This window comes from Microbacterium sp. C5A9 (genome assembly GCF_022627955.1).
Taxonomy (GTDB): Bacteria; Actinomycetota; Actinomycetes; order Actinomycetales; family Microbacteriaceae; genus Microbacterium.
The window spans coordinates 280,947-302,284 of the sequence record NZ_JABXGD010000004.1; the positions used below are offsets into that span (position 1 = coordinate 280,947).

Genomic DNA, 21,338 nt, shown 5'->3' on the forward strand with positions numbered 1-21,338 from the left:
CTCAGCCCTCCGTGATCGACGAGCGCGGATCGATGGTGGCGAGGATCACGTCGACGACGAGGTTCACACCGAGCACGATGAGTGCGTAGACGATGACGACGCCCTGCACCATCGGATAGTCCTTCGCTCCGACCGACGACACCATGATCGTGCCGAGTCCGGGGATCGCGAACACCGTCTCGATGAGCACCGTCGCCGCGGTGAGACCGGCGAGGATCAGGCCGCCGACGGTGAGCGACGCGGTCACGATGTTCGGCAGCGCGTGCCGCAGGTAGACGAGTCGCCTCGGCAGGCGCTTGGCTCGAGCGGTGGTCATGTAGGTCGTGTCGAGCACTGCGAGCATCTCGACCTGCACGATGCGCACGAGATATGCCATCGGCCCGATCGCGAGAGCGATGACCGGCAGCACGGCGTCCGCCGGCTGACCCCATCCCGCCGCGGGCAGCCACCCGAGCTGCACCGCGAAGAGCGAGATCAGAGCCACCGCCACCAGGAAGCTGGGGACGGCGATGAGGATGCCGAGCACCGCGGAGAGCGTGATCGACAGGCCGCGTCGGCGACCCGACCTGGCGAGCACCGCGGCCCCGATGCCGGCGGGCAGAGCGGCGATCACGGCGATGACGAACGCGAGCACCGCGAGCAGCAGTGTCGTCGGGAAGCGCTGTGCGATGACGTCGGCCACGGGTCGCTGCAGTCGCACCGACGTGCCGAGGTCACCGGTGAGGAGACCGCCGATGAAGCGGACGAACTGCTCCCCCATCGGCCGATCGAGCCCGAGCTGGGTCCTCGTCGCCTCGACGAGCTGCGGTGTCGCGCTCTGCCCGAGGGCCGCACGCACGGGATCGCCGGGGACGAGGTACATGAGCAGGAAGGACGCGATGATGACCACGGCCAGCGACACGACCAGACGCCCGAGGCGGCGAAGCAGGAACGCGGTGCGCGGCGACAGCCCTCGACGCAGGCGGCGCTCCTCCACCCGCGCCGCCAGAGCGGCCGTGGTCGTCTCGACCACCTCGGCAGTCGCAGGAGGAGGAGTCGTCGTCATGTCAGCCCAGCATCCGGATCGAGGTGGGCTGGATGTAGTTCGGCTGGTCGAAGACCGCGCCCGACTGATAGGTGGGCAGGATGTTGTCGGTCACCGGGAAGACGTCGAAGCGGTCCATGAGCTCAGCCTCGGCGTCCTGCCAGATGCCGCAGGTCTCCTCCGGGCTGGCGCTGGATGCTTCCTCGACGAGGGCCGAGTACTCGGGGTTGTCGACCCACATGAAGTTCAATCCGCCGTCCGTGGGCATGGCGCCGTCGAAGAACGTCGAGAGCACGAGGGGTCCCCCCGGCGCGACCTGGATCCATCCGGTGTCCCAGTCGAACGTCGACCAGAGCTGCTCCGACCAGGCCGCCGCGTCGTTCGCCGCGAGCTCGGTGGTGACACCCAGGGCATCCCACGTCTCCTTCACGAGCTCCGCCGCGGGGGCGTGGGTCGAGGTCGGGGCGTTGTAGACGAACTTGACGGTCAGCGGCTTCCCGTCCTTGTAACGCAGGCCGTCGGACTCGAGCATCCACCCGGCCTCGTCGAGCAGCTCGCCCGCGCGGTCGACGTCGGTGTCAGGCAGCTCCCACTTCGGCCCGTCCGCCACGCACAGCAGTGGCGTCTTGGTGACGAGAGAGACGGGATCGAGCCCCTCTCCGTCGGCGATGACCGTGCCGACCTCGTCGCGATCGATCGAGATCGAGAGCGCCTCACGTACGAGCGGATCGGCGAAGGGGCGGCCCTCCTTCTCGTTGAAGAGCATCATGCCCACGGGGTTGCGCACTCCGACGTGGGTGAGTCCGGCTGCGTCGAGACGGGCACGGTCGGCTCCCGAGATCGTCGCGGCGTTGATCTCACCCGAGACCAGCAGGTTCGCCGCAGTGCTCTCGTCGGTGACGACACGAGCTTCGATCGCGTCGGGCAGTCCCTGGGTCTCGCTGGTGACGTCGTCGGGTCCCCAGGTGTAGTCGTCGCGCTTGGTGAACGTGTAGGTGTCCCCCGGCTTGACGTCGCTCAGCCCGAAGAGACCTGTGCCGTCGGTGGTGTCCGACAGCGCGGTCGGGTCGGCGAGACCCGCGTCGCAGACCATCAGGATGGTGCCCACGTTGACGGCGAGGAACGGCGAGTTCACCGTGCTCGTCACCGTCACGGTGCTGCCGTCGGCGACCGCCGAGACGTTCTCGTCGATGACCGAGCCGTACGAGAACGTCGCGTTCGCGGGGTCGGCGTTGTAGTTCAGGTTGTCGGCGACGGTCTGGGCGGTGAACTCCGACCCGTCGGCGCAGGTGATCCCGTCCTTGAGGGTGAAGACGACCTCGGTGCCCGTCTCCTCCCAGCTCTCGGCGAGCCACGGCTCGAACTCGCCGTCGGGCGTGACCGAGATCAGCGACTCGTAGGCGAGGCTCACGACGCCCCAGGTGTCGGGCGAGATCGCCTTCATCGGGTTGAGATCGCCGGGATCGTCGTTCACGGCGGTGACGAAGGTGCCACCGGAGACGAAGTCACCCTCGGCAGGGGCCTCGCTCGCATCGGGCGAGCCCGCACACGACGTCAGTGTCAGCGCGAGGACGGAGAGAGCGGCGGCCACGGGTACTGCGGTACTGCGTTTCATAGCGATCTCCTGATTTCGGGTGGGGGTGATGCTGCGGAGCGGTAGATCAGCGGACGGGCATCTCGGCCGACAGCCGGGCGAGAGGTCCTGCGGCTTTGACCGTCACGTTCACGGTCGGCAGCGTGGTGTACGGCACGTGGGTCTCGAGGACTTCGACGACCGACACCTGCAGCGGGTCGGCTCCGGCCTGGATCGCCTTCGCGATCGCGGCTTCGGATGCCTGTTCGATGGCGGACTCGCGATCGCCCATCGGGGCCATCTGGTCGGCCCTGCCACCGGCGAGCGAGATGGCCGCCCCGACCGCATTGGCGACGCCGCCGTGCTCGGGGCGCAGGATGCTGCCCGCGCTCGCGAGCCGGTCGGGGACGAGGAACCCTCCGCCGCCGACGACGACGAGCGGGATGTCCATCCGGCCGAGCGAGAGTCGTTCGACGGCCTCTTCCAGACGGTCTGCGACGGCGGCGAGCGCCCTCTCGAGGGCCTCGGTCACCGACGACGTCAGGGGCGGGAGCGTGCGACCGGCGACCGGGTTCCCGGCCAGCGCCGCCGCATCCGTCAGCGTGGGGGTGGACCCGCCGAACAGCAGCCCCTCCCTGTCGATGCGGTAGCCGACCGAGTCGGGTCCGACCCGACCGGAGGCGACGTCGATCACGGTGCCTCCGCCGATGCCGACGCTGAGGATGTCGGGCATACGGAAGTTGGTGCGCACGCCGCCGATCTCGCGCGGCAGCGTGGACTCGCGGGGGAAACCTCCCACGACCACGCCGAGATCGGAGGTCGTCCCTCCCACGTCGATGACGATCGCGTCGTCATGTCCTGAGAGATAGGCGGCACCGCGAATGGAGTTGGCGGGGCCGGAGCCGATGGTCAGCACCGGGTACTGCGCGGCGTAGTCGAGCGACATCAGCGTGCCGTCGTTCTGTGCGAAGAAGGTCGTCGCGTCGAGGCCCTCCTCGGCGACGACGGTCACGAGCGCCTCGGTCACCGAGCGGGCGACGCTGTACAGCGCGGCGTTGAGCAGCGTCGCGTTCTCGCGCTCCAGGAGCCCGGTGGGCCCGATGTCCTGGCTCAGGAAGACCCGCGTGTCCTGGCCGAGATGGCCGCGCAGGAGTTCGGCGACCTCGAGCTCCTGCTCGGGCGACGACGGGCTGAAGATGCCGGCCACGGCGATGGCGTCGAACTGTTCGAGCCCGTCGACGAAGCGCAGGATGCCGTCACGGTCGAGCGGTGCGATCGGCGTTCCGTCGACCATGTGACCGCCGCCGAGCATCGTCGATCCTGCCAGCACCATGCGCACGAGGTCGTCCGGCCAGCCGGTGAGGGGCGGGTACTCGGTCGCGGCCGGCGCGCCGAGACGGATCATCGCGACCCTGTCGAGCTGGCGACGCTGCACGATCGCGTTGGTCGCATGGGTGGTGCCGAGCATGACCCGGGAGACGCGGGAGCGGTCGTCGCCGATCGCGGCGAGGACGTCGCTGATGCCCGCGCGTATGCCGCCGGTGATGTCGTCGGTCGTGGCTCGCTTGGTCCAGGCGAGAACGCGGCCCTCACCGTCGAGCACGACGGCGTCGGTGTTGGTGCCGCCGACATCGACGCCGATCGAGAGATCACGGGCGGTCATCGGGACACTCCTTCGAACGGGACGTAGGGCAGGTCGTATCCGAAGGCGGCGGGGCCCGCCAGCTGCAGCCCCCTGGGTGTGCGCCAGATCGGATCGCAGGCCCAGGCGAGCACCGAGACACGCTGCCCGAAGCGGAGCATCTCTGTCGTGATGGCGTGACCGGTCTCCGCATCGATGATCGTGATGAGGTCGGGAACGCTCACCAGCACCTCGCCGTCCTCGAGCACGAGCAGATTCTCGTTCTGCAGCTCGAGGCGCTGCAGGCGTCCACGATCGGCGCCCGTGCCGGTGATGGTGACCGAGCCGCGCACGAAGCCGGCCACGGTGCGGCGGTCGAGGTCGGTGATCTTGCCCGTCATCAGCACTCGTGCATCGAGTTCGGCGGCGACCGCGGCGACAGGGGTGGACGACGACATCAGTGCGTGGCCGACCCGGATGGCCGCGCTCACCGTGCCTTCGATGACCGCGCCGCGCACCGTGTCGGCGGTCATCGGGTAGTGCGCGCCGATGCAGATCGAACCGCTCGCGACGGTGAGTGCGCGTGCGTGCCGCTCGAGCCAGTGCAGGTCGATCGTCTTCATCACCGAGATGTTGCCGACGACGTCGCTCTGCACGGCCCACTCGCACGGGACACCCGCGACGTTCATGGCGACCATGGCGGCATCGGGGAAGGCGCGGCCCATGCCGTCGGCGTCGAGCACCTGGAGTCCGAGTCGCGCGGCCCATCCGATGGGCTGGACACCGTTGCTGCCGCCGATCTCCGCCGCCATCAGGGTGGTGACCTTGCGACCGAGCAGCCGCTCGGCCTCGGCGAGGAGCGCGTGGATCTGACCGGTGGCGGAGAGCATCTCGATGCCGACGGTCGGAGCACCGATGCCCGACATCAGGATGACGACGTCGTCGGCTCCCAGGTCGTCGACCGTGACCAGGGGAACCGGGCCGTGCTCGCGGAGAGCGTTCTCGACCATGATCTGGGCGGTGTAGACGGCGCCGCCGCCGCCGGTGCCGAAGATGGCGGTGCCGACCCCGAGGGCGGCGATGTCGTCTGCCGTGATCTCGGTGATCTGCGCCGCGGGGGGTGCGGCGGGTGAAGTCTGGGCCATGTGTCTCACCGTACGTAGGCTTCTGATGCCGGACAATGTTTCGTGCATCCAGTGTTTCCGGGCATACTGTGCGCATGGCACAGTACTCGCTGCGTGATCTGCGCGACGACGCCGACCGGCTCGGCCTGAGACTGCATGCGGGTCCGGTCGACGACCGCCAGGTCGTCCGCGTCGATCTGGCGTCGATAGACCGTCTCGACGCCCTGGCGACCGGCACTCTCGCGATCATCGGCGGCGACGACCAGCCGCCGCCGTTCCGCGTCGACGTCGCTCTTCGGCAGGCGAGCGCGCGTCGCCTCGCCGGTCTGGTCTTCACCGCGCCGATCACCCTCGCCGAGACGGCCAGGGTGCTCGCCGATCGCGGCGGCGTACCCGTCTTCTCGGCGACGGGCGTCGGTGCGGCGGACCTCGCCAAGACCATCGACCGAGCGATCTCGGGGGGCGCGTCCGAGGCGATGATGCGCGGAGCACACGCCATCACGATCGCCACCGAGGTGGCCGCCACGGAGGCGAGCTCGACCGACAGCATCCTCTCCGCCGCCGGTGCGGCCCTGGGCACCGAGCTGTCGGTCGACGCCGACCCGTCCGTACCGTGGACCGACGCGGCTGCCGTGTTCATCGGCGAGGTGCCCATCGGCAGGCTGGTGGCCGCGCGCATGGACGGCGCCACCGAGGTCTCGCTGCCTGTGATCGCCTCGCTGCTCTCGCGCGTGGCCCAGAGACAGAACCGCGATCGGTACGCCCCGACCCAGTCCCGGGCCGACCTGCTGGTCGAGCTCGTGCTCGCGGACTCGTCGCGGGCTGAGGGATTCGTCGCCCAAGCGGCCAGACTCGGGTTGCCGCTCGCGCAGTCGCACGCGGTCGCATGGCTCGCTCCGACGCGTCCGACCGATCCCGACGCCCGTGCGCCGCGCAGCGTGCAGCCGGCCCTCGAGCTGTTCGCACTGCAGCTCGTCGAGTCGCGGGACGAGATGTGGCACGTCGCGTTCCTGCAGGACGACCTGATGCTCGTGTGCACCGAGGAGCACGGTGCGGGCGATCACCAGCGGCGCGTCCGCGAGGTCGCCATGCTCGTGCAGCATCAGGCACGCGACCTCGCCGGCGCCGACTGGGCGTACACGCTCGGACTCGGCACTCCTCAGCTCGGCGCGCTGGGCCTGCGACAGTCGGCTGCCGAGGCGCGCATCGCGGCCGAGTCGGCGATCGCCGCCGGGCGCCTCGGCGGTGTCGAGCTGACAGACGTCACCGGCCTGCGCCGGGTGCTGCTCGACCTCTACGCGTCGCCCATCAGCCGTGAGCTGCTGCACGACATCCTGCGTCCGCTCGACGATCTCGGTCCGGAGCGCGCCCTGCAGTCGGTGCGCACCCTGCTCGTCTACCTCGCCCATGAGGGCTCGCTCGTGCATGCAGGGAGGGAGCTGATGCTGCACCCGAACGGGGTCGGATATCGGATGCGTCGGATCCGCGATCTGCTCGGCATCGACCTCAGCGACCCCGACGCCCGCTTCGCCGTCGAACTGGCCTGCCGGGTGCGGCTGCTCGGCTCCGGCTGACCGATGACGCCTGCGCGACCGCGGACATGAGCGATCCTCCTTCAGCGCACGAACACCCGCTCGCCGCGGATCCACGTCTCGGCGACGCGCACGGCGGCGATCTCGTCGGCGGGCACGGAGAAGACGTCCCGGTCGAGCACGGCGAAGCTGCCGTCCAGGCCGGGCGTGAGTGAACCGACACCCGACAGCGGCGAGAGGAGGGCCGCGCGGGAGGTGTACAGGAGCAGCGCCTGCGGCACGGTGATCGCCGCCTCTGCTCCGAACTCGGCGCCGTCGTATGTGCGGCGACGCACGGCGGCCTCGACCGAGAGCATCACATCATCGGCTCCGCTCCACGCGGTCGCCGGACGGTCGGACGACAGCGCCAGCGCTTCGAGCCCGGCGTACAGCCGGGCGATCGGGTACGCGTCCGGCACCTGCTCGACCCGCAGCGCCTTCTCGTACCCGTCGTATTCTGCGAAGAAGAACACCGTGTGCGTGGCGATGCCGAAGGCCATACGCGCCGACCGCAGCCGCGCGAGGTAGGCGTCGCTGACGATGGTGGCGTGCTCGATGCGCACGGAGGGGATGCCGTCGAGCCAGGGCTCCTGCTCCTCGAAGAGCTCGACGACGCGGTCGAGCGCCCTGTCGCCCATCGCGTGCACGGCGAGCTGCACGCCGTTGCGGCGCGCCCAGTCGCCGGCCGCGAGCACGTCGGCGTCATCGACCAGCCGCAGGCCGTGGTCGCACGAGTCCGGGTAGGCCTCATGCACCCACGCCGTGCGGTTCGAGTACGCGCCGTCGAGCACGACCTTCACCCCCGCGATCCGCACCTGCCCCTCGCGGTCGTCGGCCACGAGATCCGCGAGCGGTTCGGCGGGGTCCCAGCCGGGATACAGGGCCACGCGTGTGCGCAGTCCGCGTGCGGCGGCGGCCCGGAAGGTCTCGAGCGGACGATCGATGCGCGACGACAGCAGGTCGCACACCGCGACGATGCCCCGCGACGACAGCTCCTCGCCGATGATCACGATCGCGTCGATCTGCTCGTCGCGGCTCGGCGCCGGGATGAACGCGGCCACGGCCTCGACGGCCGCGATCTCGGTCAGCACGCCATTCGGACGCCCGTCGACGTCGCGCTCGAACCGCGCCCCGTCGGGATCGGGGGTCGACGCCGTGATGCCGGCGATCTCGAGCGCCCTGGTGTTGCACACGGCCGAGTGCGCGTCGCAGCGCCACACCAGCACCGGTCGATCGGTCTCGATGCGGTCGAGGTCGGAGGCGGTCGGCATCCGACCGCCCGGGAACTTCGTGTCGTCGAAGCCGCGCCCGAGCACCCAGGCATCCGGGCCGGAGACGGTCGCCGCGTGGCGCCCGAGCGTCTCGACCAGCTCGTCGATGCGGGTGATCGCCGGGGGGAAGCACTCGACGGCCGCCGCCGTGCCCGCGAGCAGCGCGGGATGGGTGTGGCTGTCGAGGAGTCCGGGGAGCACCGTGCGTCCGCCGAGGTCGACGGCATCCGACTCGACGACGTCTGCGGCGTCTCCGACCCAGTCGACGAGTCCGTCGACGATGCGGAACGCCGATGCGAACGCCGTCTCGGAGGCGCCGGTGAACACCCGGCCGTTGATGAAGGTGAGGGCGCCCACGGTCACAGGGCCCGGTGGGTGAAGCGCCCGCCGAGCAGGGTGGCCGCGACCGGCATGCTGCGCAGCTGGTCACGGTCGCTCGCGTACGGGTCGCGGTCGCTGATCACCAGATCGGCCGGTTGCCCGACCTCGAGCGAGGTGCGCACGGATGCCGCGAGCGCCACGTCGAGCGGAAGCCTCTGCTCCGGGTGCCAGGCGTCGCGGTCGCCGCGGCTGCGGGCGGTGGCGGCGCTGAGCGAGATCCACGGATCGAGCGGGGCCACCGGAGCGTCGGATCCGAGGCGCAGCGTCGCCCCCGAGCGGTGCAGCGACCCGAACGCGAAGGCGCGTCCGGTGCGACCGGACCAGTGGCGGTCGGCGACGTCGCGGTCGTCCATGGCGTGCTCCGGCTGCACGCTCGCGATGAGTCCGAGCTGCGCGAAGCGGGCGAAGTCGTCGTCGCGCACGAGCTGAGCGTGTTCGATCACTCCCTTCATGCCGAGCTCCTCGAAGGTGTCGAGCACCTCGGTGTTGGCACGGTCGCCGATCGCATGCACCGCGGCCTCGATCCCGGCGCCGCGGGCGCGATCGAGCAGGCGCCGCAGCTCGGGGATCGGCACGCTCTCCATGCCGCACGCGTGCGGGTGGCCGGGGTCCATGCCGGGATACGGGTCCCAGCACCAGGCCGTGCGCGTGTTGAGAGATCCGTCGACGACCACCTTGAGCCGGCCGAAGGTGATGAGACCGGCCTCGTCGACGACGTCGCCGGTGCGGCGCCCCGCAGCGATGACGGATTCGAGCAGGTCCGGCCACACCGCGATGTCGGCGCGGAGGCTCGTCAGCCCTGCGGCGGTGCGCGCGGACCACTCCGCGATGTTGTCGGTCTTCTCGTACTCGACGATGCCGACGACTCCGCGTGCCGCGGCCGCATCGGCCGCCTCGGCGAACGCGCCCGCCGGCAGCTGAGACGCCTCGTCGAAGGAGTGCAGCAGGCCGATCCACGGCCCTTCCCTCAGCAGGCCGGTCTCGTCGATCTCGACGCCGAGTCGCACGGCGGCCGCGCGATTCATCCACCCGCAGTGCAGGTCGCCGCTCACGAGGACCACCGGGATGTCGGAGACGGTGGCTTCGAGAGCCGCGAGGGAAGCCGGCACCGGCCACAGCCCGTCGCGGAAACCGTAGCCCATCAGCATCCCGTCGGTGAGCGGTGCGCCGTCGGCACGCGCACGGCGCACGATGGCGAGCACATCGTCGGCGCTGCGCGTCTCGGTGAGGTCGAGCCGTCGGCGGCGGATGACGTGCTGGGTGAAATGCACGTGCGCGTCCCAGAACGCGGGTCCGATCCAGCGGCCGTCGCCCTCCACCACCTCGCCACGCGAGGGGACCGTGCCCGATGGTGCGACCGCGGCGATCAGCCGGTCTCGCACGACGACGTCGACAGGTGCTCCGCCGTCGTAGGGGCGGACACCGCGGAGGGTGAGGGTGTCGGTCATGATGCTCCTCTCGGCGCCCGTCGGCGCTCGGGGACGTGGGGAGAAAGGTCAGGCGACGGGCACGGGAGACGTCGCGAAGCCGAACAGGTCCTTCGGGTCCTCGGGCGCGGCGACGAGATCGATCGAGGTGTCGATCCCGGTGCCCACGAGGTCGGCGCGCAGGTGCCGCAGCGCCGAGAAGTCCTCGATCGCGAATCCGACCGAGTCGAAGATCGTGACCTGATCGTGGGCGGTGCGACCGGGCGCGGTGCCGTCGAGCACCCGCCAGAACTCCGTCACCGGGAAGTCGGGTGCGACATTCTGGATCTCGCCCTCGACACGGGTCTGCGGCGTGTACTCCACGAACACCGGCCCCCGATCGAGGATGCGCGGATCCAGCTCGGTCTTGCCAGGGCAGTCGCCGCCGATCGTGTTGATGTGCATGCCCGGTGCCACATCGGCGTCGGTCAGCACCTGCGCCACGGCCTTGTCGGCCGTGCACGTCGTGACGATGTCGGCGCCCGCGGCGGCCTCCGATGCCGATGCGCACACGGTGATGTCGAAGCCGCGCGGGCCGAGGTTGCGCACGAACTTGGCGGACGCCGCGGGGTCGACGTCGTAGATGCGCAGCCGAGAGACGCCGAGCACGCCACGGAAGGCGAGCGCCTGGAACTCGGCCTGACTGCCTGCACCGATCATCGCCATCGTCGTCGACTCGGGGCGTGCGAGGCGCCGCGCCACCATCGCCGAGGTCGCGGCGGTGCGGAGCGCCGTGAGCATCGTCATCTCGGCGAGGAACACCGGATACCCGTTGTGCACGTCGGCGAGGACTCCGAACGCGGTCACCGTCTGATACCCGCGACCGGGGTTGAAGGGGTGACCGTTGACGTACTTGAAGGCGTACACGTCGGGGTCGCTGATCGGCATGAGCTCGATCACGCCGAACGGCGTGTGATTGGCCACCCTCTCGCTCTTGTCGAAGGACTCCCAGCGGCGGAAGTCGGCTTCGATCGTGTCGGCCATCTCGGTCATGATGGTCTCGGCGCCGCGGCGCGCGATCCACTCGATCATGTCCTGCACCCCGACGAACGCGGTCATGCGGTCTCCTCCTGCGCACGCAGCGCCTCATGGTTGACGGCCGCGATGCGATCGGCGAGCCTCGGGTTCGCGTAGGGCCCGGGCTGCCGCAGCGCCTCGATCACCCGCGAGATGACCGCCGCCGACTTGTCCTGGCTCATCTTCTCCTTCGCCTCGATCCGGTCGACCCGCAGGCGGAACCCGACCGTACCGTGCACGATGCGCTCGGCGTAGGCCGTGTTCTCGAGCGTGCGGTGCATGAGGAAGGGGTTCGGCATCGGGCTCTCGAACCACGCGACCAGGCGATCCAGCACGGCGAGGTTCTCGGCATCGGAGAGGATCTCCGGGGTGCCGTGCAGGTGAGCGACCGCGAAGTCCCACGTGGGGACGGCCGGCGACGCCTCGTACCAGCCGGGCGACACGTATCCCTGCGGGCCGTAGATGATGACCATGGTCTCGTGCTCGCCGAGGCGGTGCAGACGCTCATCCGGACGCCCGACGTGACTGAGCAGCACGATGCCGTCGGCGTCCTCGTCGAGCAGCACCGGATAGTGCGACGCGACGAGACCCTCACCCGGCACGTGGCTGACGATGGTGGCCCAGGGGTTGTCGCGCACGAGGGCGCGCACCGTCTCGATGTCGTCGAGGGCGTAGTCGGGGTTGTGCCTCATGGCGGCTCCTGGTCAGTGGGCTGGCGTGGTCGGTCGGGTCAGGCCCAGGTCACTTCGGCGGTCGCGAGTATCACGTCGTCGCCGTCGACGGCCGTCACGCGGGTGCGGTCGCCGTCGGTCGTGCCTGCCAGGCGCAGCGGCCGATCGACCAGCACGGGGGCGATGGCACGCACCTCGAGTCGCGCGGGCTCGCGACCGGGAACCTGCCTCCTGACCGCATCCATCAGGAGGATGCGTGTGAGCGGACCGTGCACGAGCAGATCGGGAAGGCCCTCCACGTCACGCGCCCACTCCCGGTCGTAGTGGATGAGATGGGTGTTGAACGTGAGCGCCGAGAACCGGAACAGCTGCCTCGCGTCGAGGGTCAGCTCCTCGATCCATTCCGCATCGGCGGCGACCGACGGCTCGGGGTGAGGAGCACGGGCGGGAGCAGCAGGATCCGACGCCTCGAGGAACACATCGTGCCAGACGCTGCGTACCGCCGTCTCCCCCTCCACGGAATACTCGCGCTCGACGTCGACGAACACCAGGCGACCTCGCGACCCCCTCTTCTCGACCACCGAACCGAGCGTCGTGGTCTGCGTCGCCTCGTCACCGAGACGGATCCGGCGGAGGAATTCCGTGGTCTCCCCCGCATACATGCGGCGGGGCAGGTCTATCTCCGGCACCACACCGTCGCGAGCGGGTGTGCCGTCGGGGCGCAGGTCGGCGAACGGCGCGGCGAAGGGAAAGAAGACGCCTTCCCACGCGGGGGGCAGATCAGCGCCGTCGGCGACCACGGCATCGTCGGCCGCGAACGTGCCGCGGTACGCCTCGACGGTGGATGCCGTGATCCGTTCGGTGCGCACGACACGCGACACCGCGCTCACGGCAGGGCTCCGGCCGCGCGAAGCCCGGCGATGCGCGCCGCGTCGTATCCGGCGTGCTCGGCGAGCACCTGATCGGCGTGCTCCGCGAACCGGTTCGCGGTGCGGGCCGGGGTGGCCGGGGTCTCGGAGAGCTTGATGGGCTGGCCGAACATGCGCAGCACGCCCAGGTCGCCGTAGTCGGCCTCGACGATCATGTCGCGTTCGGCGGTGCCGGGGTCGTCGACCACCTCGCCGATCGTCTTGACCGCGGTGAGGGGCACGACGTCGCCGGCGAGATCCTCCAGCTCCTGCTTGGTGCGCGAGGCGAGCCACCCGGCGACGATCGGCTTGACCCGGCGCTCGTACACCTCGGTGTCGAACCGCTTGCGCATGGTGTCGATCTCCGGGTCGTCCTTGTGCTCGGGTGTGCCGAACAGGTCGCAGCTCGCGTTCCAGAGCTTGTCGGTGTACGCCCCGAAGAACACCTGCCCGTCCGCGCAGTCGAAGAGCTCGTACGGCCGCACCCATGCGTGGGCGTTGCCCTGCGGCGAGGCGACGGTGCCGTTGACGGTGTAGTCGACGACAGCGGTCTCGGTGAGCGCGACGATGCTGTCGACCTGCGCGACGTCCACGACCTGGCCGACGCCTGTCGCCTCGGCGTGCCGAAGAGCGGCGAGCGTGCCGATCACCGCGAACAGCGTGGCGGAGAGGTCGCCGATGGTGACGCCGACGCGCACCGGCGGATGCTCCGCGTAGCCGTTCATCGACCAGATGCCGCCTGCGGCCTGCGCCGTGTTGTCGAACGCGGGGCGCCTGCTGCGCGAGCCGGTGCGGCCGTAGCCCGAGATGGCGGTGTACACGAGACGGGGATTGATCTCGCGCAGCACCTCGTAGCCGACGCCGAGCTTCTCCATCGTGCCGGGACGGAAGTTCTCGACCAGCACGTCTGCGCCGCGCACGAGGTCCTTCAGCACCTCTGCGCCCTCCGGCGTGGCGAGATCGATGCCGATTCCGAGCTTCCCCCGGTTGTACTGGGCGTAGTACGCGCTGAACTCTTCATCGCCGTGGGTGAGATACGGCGGGAAGCCGCGCGAGACGTCCGGGTCTCTCGGGTTCTCGACCTTGATGACCGTGGCGCCGAGGTCGGCCAGCGTCTGGGAGGCGTAGGGACCGGCGAGCACACGGGAGAGGTCGATCACGGTGACCCCGGCGAGCGCGCCGGGGGCGGGGAGCGTGGTGTCCATCATGCGAACGTGGCCTCCTGTGCGGTGTCTGGGGTGTCGAGTCCGGCCGCCGCGAACGCGCGGGCCACGTTCGAGGCCGGGCGGACGTTGCGGATGCGCGAGAGCCACAGCGTGGTGGCGGCCAGGGCTCGGAGGTCGAGTCCGGTCTCGATGCCGAGGCCGTGCAGCATCCACACGAGGTCCTCTGTCGCGAGGTTACCGGTCGCGCCCTTGGCGTACGGGCACCGACCGAGCCCGCCGACCGACGAGTCGAACTCCGACACCCCCAGCCGCAGCGCCGCGTGCACGTTCGCGAGCGACTGCCCGTAGGTGTCGTGCAGGTGCAGGGCGATCGCGTCGACGGGGATGCCGGCGGCGAGGGTCTCGCCGATGATCGCCGCAGTATGCCCCGGCGTGCCCACGCCGATCGTGTCGCTGATGGCGATCGTCCGGCTGCCCGCCTCGCGGAGGGCGGCCGCGGCCTCGGTGACGGCTGTCGTCTCGACGGCGCCCTCCCAGGGGTCGCCGAAGGCCATGGACACGTATCCGCGAACGGGGATGCCCTGGGCGGTCGCGGCGGCGATGACCTCGACCGCACGGTCGATGGCCCCGGCGCGCGTGGTGTTGAGATTGGCCTGCGCGAAGGATTCGGTGGCACTGACCACCACCGACACCTCGCGGATGCCCGCATCGATCGCGCGCTGCAGACCGCGCAGGTTCGGCACGAGTCCGACGGCTCTCGCCCCGGTCGGCACCTCGAGCCCGGCGACGACCTCCTCGGCGTCGGCCAGCTGAGGGATCCACATCGGAGGGACGAAACTGGTGACCTCGAGGTCACGGCTGCCCGCCGCGTACAGTCGACGGCACAGCTGGGTCTTGATCGGGGCGGGGATGATGTCGGTCTCGGCCTGCAGCCCGTCGCGCGGGCCGACCTCGAACACGGTGACGCGCCGGGGCAGACTCTCGTCGGAGACGACGCGCGGCGCCGGGAGCACGCCGCTCACGCGCCCGCTCCGTCGCTCCGCAGCTCGTCGAGCACCTCTCGCGCGTACTCCACGCGGATGCGTCGGTCGGCGACGATACGCGCGGCGACGGCGCCGATCTCGTCGACATCGGCGCCGGCGCTCGCGGCGATCGTGCGGGCGTGCAGGGTCATGTGCCCGCGCTGGATCCCCTCCGCGGCGAGCGCCCGGCACGCGGCGAGGTTCTGGGCGAGGCCGACCGCAGCGATGACGCTGGCGAGCTCGCGAGCCGTCTGCACGCCCAGCAGCCTCACTGCGGCCTGGGCGGTCGGGTGCGCGCGGGTCGCTCCGCCGACGAGACCGACCGCCAGCGGCACCTCGAGCGTTCCGACGAGGTTTCCGTCTGCATCCTTCTCGAACTGCGAGAGCGCGGTGTACCCCCCGGCCCGGGCCGCGTGGGAGTGGCAGCCCGACTCGACGGCGCGTGTGTCGTTGCCGGTCGCGAGCACCACCGCGGTGATCCCGTTCATGATGCCCTTGTTGTGCGTGGCGGCCCGGTACGGGTCCGCCTCGGCGAAGGCGCTCGCCGCGACGATGTCGTCGACCACCTGCGGGCCGCCGAGGAGCTCGGCGTCGAACACGGCTCTGGCGCGGGTGAGCCGCCGCTCGGCCTTGTTGGTCAGGATGCGCAGCAGCGTGCGACTGCCGGCGAGCTCCGCGACACGCGGGGCGATCGCCTCGGCCATCGTGTTGACGGCGTTGGCACCCATCGCGTCGCGCACGTCGACGTGCAGGTGCACGATGACCTGGGTGCCCACGCGCGTCGGCAGCACTCGTACCGAGATGTCGAAGGCGCCACCGCCGAGGGAGACCAGCATCGGATCCTGTTCGTTCGCGAGGGCCAGAAGCTCGTCCTTCGCCTCCAACAGCGCGAAGCGGGTGCCGTGCGGCTCGGCAGCGTCCAGCACCTGGATCTGCGCGATCATCACATCGCCGGTGTACGAGGTGGTGAAGCCGCCGTGGCCACGTGCCATCCGTGCGGCGTTGGATGCCGCCGCCACCACGCTGGGCTCCTCCGTCGCCATCGGGATCAGGCGGTCCTGCCCGTCGATCGTGAAGTTCGTCGCGACGCCGACGGGCACGCCGATCATGCCGACGACGTTCTCGATCATGTGATCCGCCTGCGCGAGCGACAGTCCGCCGTCCGGGCGCAGCGCGTGCAGAGCATCCGCATCCAGCTCCGCACCCTGCGCGACGAGCGAGAGCCGCTCATCGGGCGTGTGGTCACGGAGTCCGGAGATTCGGCTGTTGATCGACATCGGCCACCTTCCTTCGGGACAGCGGCCGGATCATCGGCGCTGTGGTCAAGGACGACACTAGGAGCGCCGGGCGGGGCGGACGATGGGTGGAACACTCATCGCGAAGGCCTTGCTGTATGCGGTCGACACATCACCCCGGGTCACGAGCGAACCTAGACTCGCAGCACGCCCGCAGCGCGGCGGCGGCCCCCGATGCGCGAGGAGAAACCGATGCCCTACACAGACGACGCCGACGTGCGCCTCTACTACGAGGCCTTCGGTGATGTCGAAGCGCCCGTGCTCGTGCTCGTCTCGGGCGGTGGAGCGCAGCTGCTCAGCTGGGACGAGGAGTTCATGGGGCTCCTCACACGCGGAGGCGTGCGCGTCGTGCGCTTCGACAATCGCGACACCGGATTCTCGCAGCGCTTCGGCGGCGAGGACGACGTCGACGGCGGCTACGACCTGATCGACCTCGCCGAAGACGTCCTGCGCGTCCTGGATGATCTGGGAGTCGACTCGGCGCACGTCGCCGGTCACTCGATGGGCGGGATGATGGCGCAGATGCTCGCGATCGAGCATCCGGAGCGCATCCTCAGTCTCGGCCTGCTGTCGACCATCCCGGGGCAGTCGCGCCGCTACGTGCTGCACGGAGAGCGACCGGAGCTGGCCGAGAAGCCCGTGCGCATCACCCGTGAGCAGGCGGTCGGGTTCGCCGCCTCAGCCGTGCAGTCGGCCGCGCCGGGGCGCTACGACCCCCAGGTGGACTGGCACATCCGCGCCGCCGGGGAGGCGTACGACCGCGGCTACGCGCCTGAGGGCTTCTCGCGCCAGTGGGCGGCCCTGCGGCGAGCCCCCGAGCGACTCGAGTCGCTGAGATCCGTGACGACCCCGACCCTCGTCTTCCACGGCCGAGACGACGATGTGCTGCACTGGGCAGCCGCCGTCGACATCGCCGAGGCGATCCCCGGCGCCGAGCTGCAGGTGCACCCCGACATGGGGCACCTCATCCCGCACGAGCTGTGGCCCGATCTCGCCGCAGCACTCCTGCGCACCGTGGCGCGCGGTGAGGATCGCCGCTGAGATCCGCGATTTGAGGGCGGTGGCGCTCATGCTCGACACTGAAGTCACGCGCCGGCCGGCGCCGTCCTCCCCCGAAAGGACGAAGATGCCCGAGCACGACGACGCCATCGCCTCGCTCCTCGATGCGGCCTACGATCCCGATCTCGTCGGCCCCACCGGTGTCAGCGACGCCCTGCGGCGGCTCGGAGCGGACAAGACGCATGCCGCACTGCTCGCCGACCGCGTCGCCCGCACCCAGCGCGAGCTGTCGCGGCTGCGGCGCCGAGAGCATGAGCTGACCGCGCTCTTCTCGAGCGCGCGCGAACTCGCCGAGCTGCGCGACAGCGACGCGGTGCTCGCCCGTCTCGTGCAGCGCGCGCGGGAGATGATGGGGGTGGATCTCGCCTATCTCTCGGAGTTCGACCCCGAGACGTCCGAGCTCCGTGTGCGGGAGACGAGCGGCGCGGTGAGCGCGTCCTTCCAGCAGCTGCGGGTCCCCCCGGGCCGCGGCCTCGCCAGCGTCGTCGTCGAGTCCCGCACGGCGCAGTGGGCAGCCGATTACACCGCCTACACCGCCGATCGGCATGATGCCGGCATCGACGACGCCGTCTCCGCCGAGGGCCTCGTATCGCTTCTCGGCGTCCCGATGCTCTCGAGCGACGACGTGCTCGGCGTGCTGTTCGTCGGAAACCGCGAGAAGAAGGAGTTCTCCCCCGACGAGGTCGCGCTGCTGTCCGCGCTCGCCGATCACGCCTCGGTGATCCTCCAGACGACGCACACTCTTCGGGAGCTTCAGGTCTCGGAGGACTCCAGCCGTCGGACGCTCGAGAGCCTGACAGCGCACCTCGTCGAGCGGGACCGCGCGAACACCGTGCATCAGGAGCTCGTGCAGGCCGTGCTCGCCGGCGGCGGCTTCGGCCCCGTCGCCGAGACGCTCGCCTCGGCGCTCGGACGGGCTGTCGCGATCGTCGACGCGCAGGAGAACGTGATCGCCGCCGCCGGTCTGCCGCTCGCGCCGGGGATGCTCTCACTCGACGAGCCGGTGCGCGAGGCACTGGCCGAGAGCCGCAGCCACGGACACTGCGTTCCCGTGGCCGGTCGTGGCGTGCGTGCCGTCTCGGCGCTCACGGCAGGAAGTCGGCACTTCGGCGCACTGCTGCTCGGCGACGGGGCGTTCGAACTCGGCGCGGTCGACCTGCGTACGATCGAGCGCGCCGCGCAGGTGGGGGCCCTGCTCGAACTGCAGCAGGAAGCGGCATCCGGAGCGGACCACCGCGTGCGCAGTGAACTGATCGCGGATCTGCTCGACGACGTGCCGGAGCGCCGTGCCGATGTGGAGCGACGGGCACGACGACTCGGCGTCGACCTCGACACCCTCGACTCACTCCTGCTGGTCTCGGTGCCGGGCGACCAGCAGACGGCTGCGGCGCGAGCACTCGTGCGCCTGCTCGATGATCGAGCGCTCGTGGGCGAGTACCGCGGATTCGTCGTCGCCGCCGTCTCAGGACACCGCCGCGAGATCCACCCCGAGCGGCTGCGAGAGCAGATCGCGGCGTCGGTGCAGGACTCCGTCACCGTCGTCGTGCCGCCTGCCGCGAGGGCGACGCTGCCCTCGTCGTTCCTCGCTGCACGACGCACGGCGCGCCTGCTCGCCGCGCTGGAGCTCACCGATCTCACCGCGAATGTCGAGGATTTCCTTCCCTATTCCGCGGTGCTCGACACCGACGCGCACGGTCTGTCGACATTCCTCCGCGACACGATCGGCGCCGTCCGACGATACGACGGCGAACGCAACGCCGACCTGCTCGGCACACTGCGCGCCTTCGTGCGCAACAACGCGAGCCCCACCCGCACCGCCCGCGCCCTGAACTTCCACACCAACACGATCCTGCAGCGCCTCGACCGGCTCGACCACGTGCTCGGCGACGGCTGGCGAGAGGATGAGCGGATGTTCCGCATCGGCATCGCGGTGCGCCTCGACGAGTTGCGCGAGCGGCTGCAGCCGTAGAGCCCGGCGCTACCGCTCCGCCTCTGCGTCGAACTCCTCGACGCCCGTCTGGGGGAACGGATGCGGCCCCCGCGGACCGAAGACCAGGACGAGTTCTGCGACGGTATCCGACTCGTTGCGCACGCCGTGCCGCATACCCTCCGGTGCGTAGAACGCATCGCCGACGCCCAGCACGCGACGGTCATCACCGGCCATGACCACGATCTCACCGCGTGTGACGATGTACATCTCATCCGAGCTGTTCGGCGAGCAGCTGTCCGGATCGTCGTCGAGATGGTGATGCTGGCCCTCCTCCGCGCCGGGCTCGAGGCGGTACAGCATCACCGATGCGGGCAGCGATGTCGTCTGGCGGAAGTACCACTCGATGCCGATGCGCCCGTCACCGTGATAGAGCTCCCAGTCGTGGGCATTGTCGCCCCGTCTCTGCACGCGCATCGTCCCGCCCTTTCTCGCCCCCGGTCAGGAGCGGTACAGCACCGGCATGGATTCGAGCAGCTTCCGCGTGTAGGGATGCTCCGGCGCGTTCATGACCTGCTCGCCGGTCCCCTCCTCGACGACCTTGCCCTGATGCATCACCGCGACCCTATGGGCGATGTGATGCACGACCGACAGGTTGTGGGTGATGAAGAGGTAGGTGACGCCGGTGTCCTTCTGCAGCTGGACGAGCAGGTTGAGCACCTGCGCCTGCACCGAGACGTCCAGCGCCGAGGTCGGCTCGTCGAGCACCACGAACTCCGGTTCCGCGGCCATGGCCCGCGCTATCGCGATGCGCTGGCGCTGCCCGCCCGAGAACTCATGCGGGTAGCGTCCGGCGGAGTCCATGGGCAGACCGACGCGATCGAGCGAGTCCGCGATCCGTCGACGGCGCTCCTTCTGGCCGAGGCCCGCGGCGACGAGGGGTTCCGAGATCGATCTGGCGACGGTGAAGCGCGGATCGAGAGAGTCGTTCGGATCCTGGAAGACCATCTGGATCCGGCGGCGGTGACGACGCAGGGCACCGCCTCGCAGGTCGGTGACGTCGGCACCGTCGAATCCGATGGTGCCGTGGGTGGGCTTGCGCATGAGCAGGATCGCCCGGGCGAGCGTGCTCTTCCCCGAGCCGGATTCGCCGACCAGGCCGAGGGTCTCGCCGCGGGGCACGGTGAGACTCACGTCGTCGAGCGCGGTCATGGCGTTGTCGCCGTGACCGAACCGCTGGGTCACGTTCCTCACCTGCAGCACCTCGTCGGTCATGATGCCTCCTCCAGCACGGCCGGCACCTCGGCGAAGTCGTTCACCGCAGGGATCACGGCGAGCGGCGAGCGCACGGGGACGGACGGTCGCGGGATGCTCTCGAGCAGGGCCTTCGTGTACGGATGCTGTGGATCCTCGAGCACTCGACGGGCGGTGCCGGTCTCGACGACCCTCCCCCGGTACATGACGGCGACGCGCTCGCAGAGCTGGCCGATGACGCCGAGGTCGTGACTGATGAACAGCACCCCCATCCCGGTCTCGTCTCGAAGGCTCCTGATCAGATCGAGGATCTGGGCCTGTACCGTCACATCGAGCGCCGTCGTGGGCTCGTCCGCGACCAGCAGATCAGGGCCTGCGGCGACGGCGATGGCGATGACGACGCGCTGCCGCTGCCCACCCGACAGTTGATGGGGGTAGTAGTCGAGTCGCTTCTCGGCATCCGGCATCTGCACGAGGCGCAGGATCTCGAGGGCCCGTGCCCGCGCCTGCTTCTTGTCCGCCTTGCCGTGGATCTGCAGCACTTCGGCGATCTGAGGGCCGATGCGCATGCAGGGGTTGAGAGCCGACATCGGCTCCTGGAAGACCATGGATGCCTTCAGGCCGCGCACCTGACCCCAGTCGAGCTCGGTCGCGCCCTTCATGTCGGACCCTGCGATCTCCATCGTCGACGCGGCGACTCGCGCGGAGTCGGGCAGGAGCCCCATCATCGCCAGCGCGATGCTCGACTTGCCGCTGCCCGATTCGCCGATCACTCCGACGATCTCGCCCTTGCGGACCCGTAGCGAGACCCCCGACACCGAGGGCGGCGCTGTGCCGTAGGCGATGCTGAGGTCTTCGACGCGGAGTGCGTCTGTGGCATCGATCATTCGCGACTCGACTTTCTTCTGTCGGGGGTGAGGAGGAATACGAGGAGTGGCGGCCCGGACGCCTCCGGCGAGAGCATGCTCCACCGGAAGGCGCCCGGGCG

18 protein-coding genes are annotated in these 21,338 nt (G+C 70.2%); 3 read left to right on the forward strand and 15 right to left on the reverse strand.

The genetic code is table 11. The annotated features are described in order from the left end of the window. Position 1 precedes the first annotated feature (1 nt). Genes HWD99_RS09950 through HWD99_RS09965 form a run of 4 tightly spaced genes read right to left on the reverse strand, consistent with a single transcriptional unit; the run spans position 2 to position 5,363 of the window. Positions 2-1,045: an ABC transporter permease gene (locus HWD99_RS09950; RefSeq protein ID WP_241796089.1), complete on the reverse strand. Its 1,044-nt coding sequence runs from the start codon at positions 1,043-1,045 to the stop codon at positions 2-4. A 1-nt stretch (position 1,046) separates the two neighbouring features. Continuing rightward, positions 1,047-2,639, reverse strand: a complete 1,593-nt coding sequence (locus HWD99_RS09955; protein WP_241796090.1) for an ABC transporter substrate-binding protein — start codon at positions 2,637-2,639, stop codon at positions 1,047-1,049. A 46-nt stretch (positions 2,640-2,685) separates the two neighbouring features. After that, on the reverse strand, positions 2,686-4,260 hold the full coding sequence (locus HWD99_RS09960; RefSeq protein WP_241796091.1) for a hydantoinase/oxoprolinase family protein: 1,575 nt from the start codon (positions 4,258-4,260) through the stop codon (positions 2,686-2,688). Further along, positions 4,257-5,363: a DUF917 domain-containing protein gene (locus HWD99_RS09965; RefSeq protein WP_241796092.1), complete on the reverse strand. Its 1,107-nt coding sequence runs from the start codon at positions 5,361-5,363 to the stop codon at positions 4,257-4,259. Before HWD99_RS09965 ends, HWD99_RS09960 begins: the two co-directional genes overlap by 4 nt. A gap of 74 nt (positions 5,364-5,437) precedes the next feature. Between HWD99_RS09965 and HWD99_RS09970 the strand changes: the two genes are divergently transcribed. Further along, positions 5,438-6,916: a CdaR family transcriptional regulator gene (locus tag HWD99_RS09970; protein WP_241796093.1), complete on the forward strand. Its 1,479-nt coding sequence runs from the start codon at positions 5,438-5,440 to the stop codon at positions 6,914-6,916. A 41-nt stretch (positions 6,917-6,957) separates the two neighbouring features. Here HWD99_RS09970 and HWD99_RS09975 read toward each other — a convergent pair whose 3' ends face one another. Genes HWD99_RS09975 through HWD99_RS10010 form a run of 8 tightly spaced genes read right to left on the reverse strand, consistent with a single transcriptional unit; the run spans position 6,958 to position 16,092 of the window. Next, positions 6,958-8,547, reverse strand: a complete 1,590-nt coding sequence (locus tag HWD99_RS09975) for an amidohydrolase (protein ID WP_241796094.1) — start codon at positions 8,545-8,547, stop codon at positions 6,958-6,960. Then, positions 8,544-10,013 (reverse strand): amidohydrolase, encoded by a 1,470-nt coding sequence (locus HWD99_RS09980; protein ID WP_241796095.1) that lies wholly within the window; start codon positions 10,011-10,013, stop codon positions 8,544-8,546. Before HWD99_RS09980 ends, HWD99_RS09975 begins: the two co-directional genes overlap by 4 nt. Before the next feature lie 48 nt (positions 10,014-10,061). Continuing rightward, complete coding sequence (locus HWD99_RS09985; protein WP_241796096.1) at positions 10,062-11,090, reverse strand: ornithine cyclodeaminase; 1,029 nt, start codon at positions 11,088-11,090, stop codon at positions 10,062-10,064. Then, positions 11,087-11,740 carry an FMN-binding negative transcriptional regulator gene (locus HWD99_RS09990; protein ID WP_241796097.1) on the reverse strand — a complete coding sequence of 218 codons (654 nt, stop codon included), beginning with the start codon at positions 11,738-11,740 and terminating at the stop codon, positions 11,087-11,089. The genes HWD99_RS09985 and HWD99_RS09990 overlap by 4 nt, the downstream gene beginning before the upstream one ends. 38 nt (positions 11,741-11,778) lie before the next feature. Beyond that, entirely contained in the window at positions 11,779-12,609 is an 831-nt protein-coding gene (locus tag HWD99_RS09995) for a MaoC family dehydratase N-terminal domain-containing protein (RefSeq protein ID WP_241796098.1), read from the reverse strand. Further along, a complete protein-coding gene (locus HWD99_RS10000; RefSeq protein ID WP_241796099.1) occupies positions 12,606-13,835 on the reverse strand; it encodes a CaiB/BaiF CoA-transferase family protein in 1,230 nt (409 codons plus the stop codon). The genes HWD99_RS09995 and HWD99_RS10000 overlap by 4 nt, the downstream gene beginning before the upstream one ends. After that, positions 13,832-14,815: a hydroxymethylglutaryl-CoA lyase gene (locus HWD99_RS10005; protein ID WP_241796100.1), complete on the reverse strand. Its 984-nt coding sequence runs from the start codon at positions 14,813-14,815 to the stop codon at positions 13,832-13,834. The genes HWD99_RS10000 and HWD99_RS10005 overlap by 4 nt, the downstream gene beginning before the upstream one ends. Next, positions 14,812-16,092 (reverse strand): hydroxymethylglutaryl-CoA reductase, degradative, encoded by a 1,281-nt coding sequence (locus tag HWD99_RS10010; RefSeq protein ID WP_241796101.1) that lies wholly within the window; start codon positions 16,090-16,092, stop codon positions 14,812-14,814. The genes HWD99_RS10005 and HWD99_RS10010 overlap by 4 nt, the downstream gene beginning before the upstream one ends. A gap of 210 nt (positions 16,093-16,302) precedes the next feature. On the opposite strand from HWD99_RS10010, the gene HWD99_RS10015 reads away from it, so the two are divergent. Next, entirely contained in the window at positions 16,303-17,151 is an 849-nt protein-coding gene (locus HWD99_RS10015) for an alpha/beta fold hydrolase (RefSeq protein ID WP_241796102.1), read from the forward strand. A gap of 85 nt (positions 17,152-17,236) precedes the next feature. Next, positions 17,237-19,138, forward strand: a complete 1,902-nt coding sequence (locus HWD99_RS10020) for a GAF domain-containing protein (protein WP_241796103.1) — start codon at positions 17,237-17,239, stop codon at positions 19,136-19,138. 9 nt (positions 19,139-19,147) lie between these two features. On the opposite strand, the gene HWD99_RS10025 is transcribed toward HWD99_RS10020, so the two are convergent. From HWD99_RS10025 to HWD99_RS10035, 3 genes are read right to left on the reverse strand one after another with little or no spacing between them, the layout of a single operon-like run. Continuing rightward, entirely contained in the window at positions 19,148-19,573 is a 426-nt protein-coding gene (locus HWD99_RS10025; protein WP_241796104.1) for a cupin domain-containing protein, read from the reverse strand. Between the two features lie 24 nt (positions 19,574-19,597). Further along, entirely contained in the window at positions 19,598-20,371 is a 774-nt protein-coding gene (locus HWD99_RS10030) for an ATP-binding cassette domain-containing protein (protein WP_241796105.1), read from the reverse strand. Continuing rightward, on the reverse strand, positions 20,368-21,237 hold the full coding sequence (locus HWD99_RS10035; RefSeq protein WP_241796106.1) for an ABC transporter ATP-binding protein: 870 nt from the start codon (positions 21,235-21,237) through the stop codon (positions 20,368-20,370). The genes HWD99_RS10030 and HWD99_RS10035 overlap by 4 nt, the downstream gene beginning before the upstream one ends. Positions 21,238-21,338: the final 101 nt, after the last annotated feature.

Excerpts from the sequence above, each read along its gene's own strand:
- HWD99_RS09950 (WP_241796089.1), bottom strand. The coding sequence starts at position 1,045 with ATGACGACGACTCCTCCTCCTGCGACTGCCGAGGTGGTCGAGACGACC.
- HWD99_RS09955 (WP_241796090.1), bottom strand. The coding sequence starts at position 2,639 with ATGAAACGCAGTACCGCAGTACCCGTGGCCGCCGCTCTCTCCGTCCTC.
- HWD99_RS09960 (WP_241796091.1), bottom strand. The coding sequence starts at position 4,260 with ATGACCGCCCGTGATCTCTCGATCGGCGTCGATGTCGGCGGCACCAAC.
- HWD99_RS09965 (WP_241796092.1), bottom strand. The coding sequence starts at position 5,363 with ATGGCCCAGACTTCACCCGCCGCACCCCCCGCGGCGCAGATCACCGAG.
- HWD99_RS09970 (WP_241796093.1), top strand. The coding sequence starts at position 5,438 with ATGGCACAGTACTCGCTGCGTGATCTGCGCGACGACGCCGACCGGCTC.
- HWD99_RS09980 (WP_241796095.1), bottom strand. The coding sequence starts at position 10,013 with ATGACCGACACCCTCACCCTCCGCGGTGTCCGCCCCTACGACGGCGGA.
- HWD99_RS09985 (WP_241796096.1), bottom strand. The coding sequence starts at position 11,090 with ATGACCGCGTTCGTCGGGGTGCAGGACATGATCGAGTGGATCGCGCGC.
- HWD99_RS09990 (WP_241796097.1), bottom strand. The coding sequence starts at position 11,740 with ATGAGGCACAACCCCGACTACGCCCTCGACGACATCGAGACGGTGCGC.
- HWD99_RS10000 (WP_241796099.1), bottom strand. The coding sequence starts at position 13,835 with ATGATGGACACCACGCTCCCCGCCCCCGGCGCGCTCGCCGGGGTCACC.
- HWD99_RS10010 (WP_241796101.1), bottom strand. The coding sequence starts at position 16,092 with ATGTCGATCAACAGCCGAATCTCCGGACTCCGTGACCACACGCCCGAT.
- HWD99_RS10015 (WP_241796102.1), top strand. The coding sequence starts at position 16,303 with ATGCCCTACACAGACGACGCCGACGTGCGCCTCTACTACGAGGCCTTC.
- HWD99_RS10020 (WP_241796103.1), top strand. The coding sequence starts at position 17,237 with ATGCCCGAGCACGACGACGCCATCGCCTCGCTCCTCGATGCGGCCTAC.
- HWD99_RS10025 (WP_241796104.1), bottom strand. The coding sequence starts at position 19,573 with ATGCGCGTGCAGAGACGGGGCGACAATGCCCACGACTGGGAGCTCTAT.
- HWD99_RS10030 (WP_241796105.1), bottom strand. The coding sequence starts at position 20,371 with ATGACCGACGAGGTGCTGCAGGTGAGGAACGTGACCCAGCGGTTCGGT.
- HWD99_RS10035 (WP_241796106.1), bottom strand. The coding sequence starts at position 21,237 with ATGATCGATGCCACAGACGCACTCCGCGTCGAAGACCTCAGCATCGCC.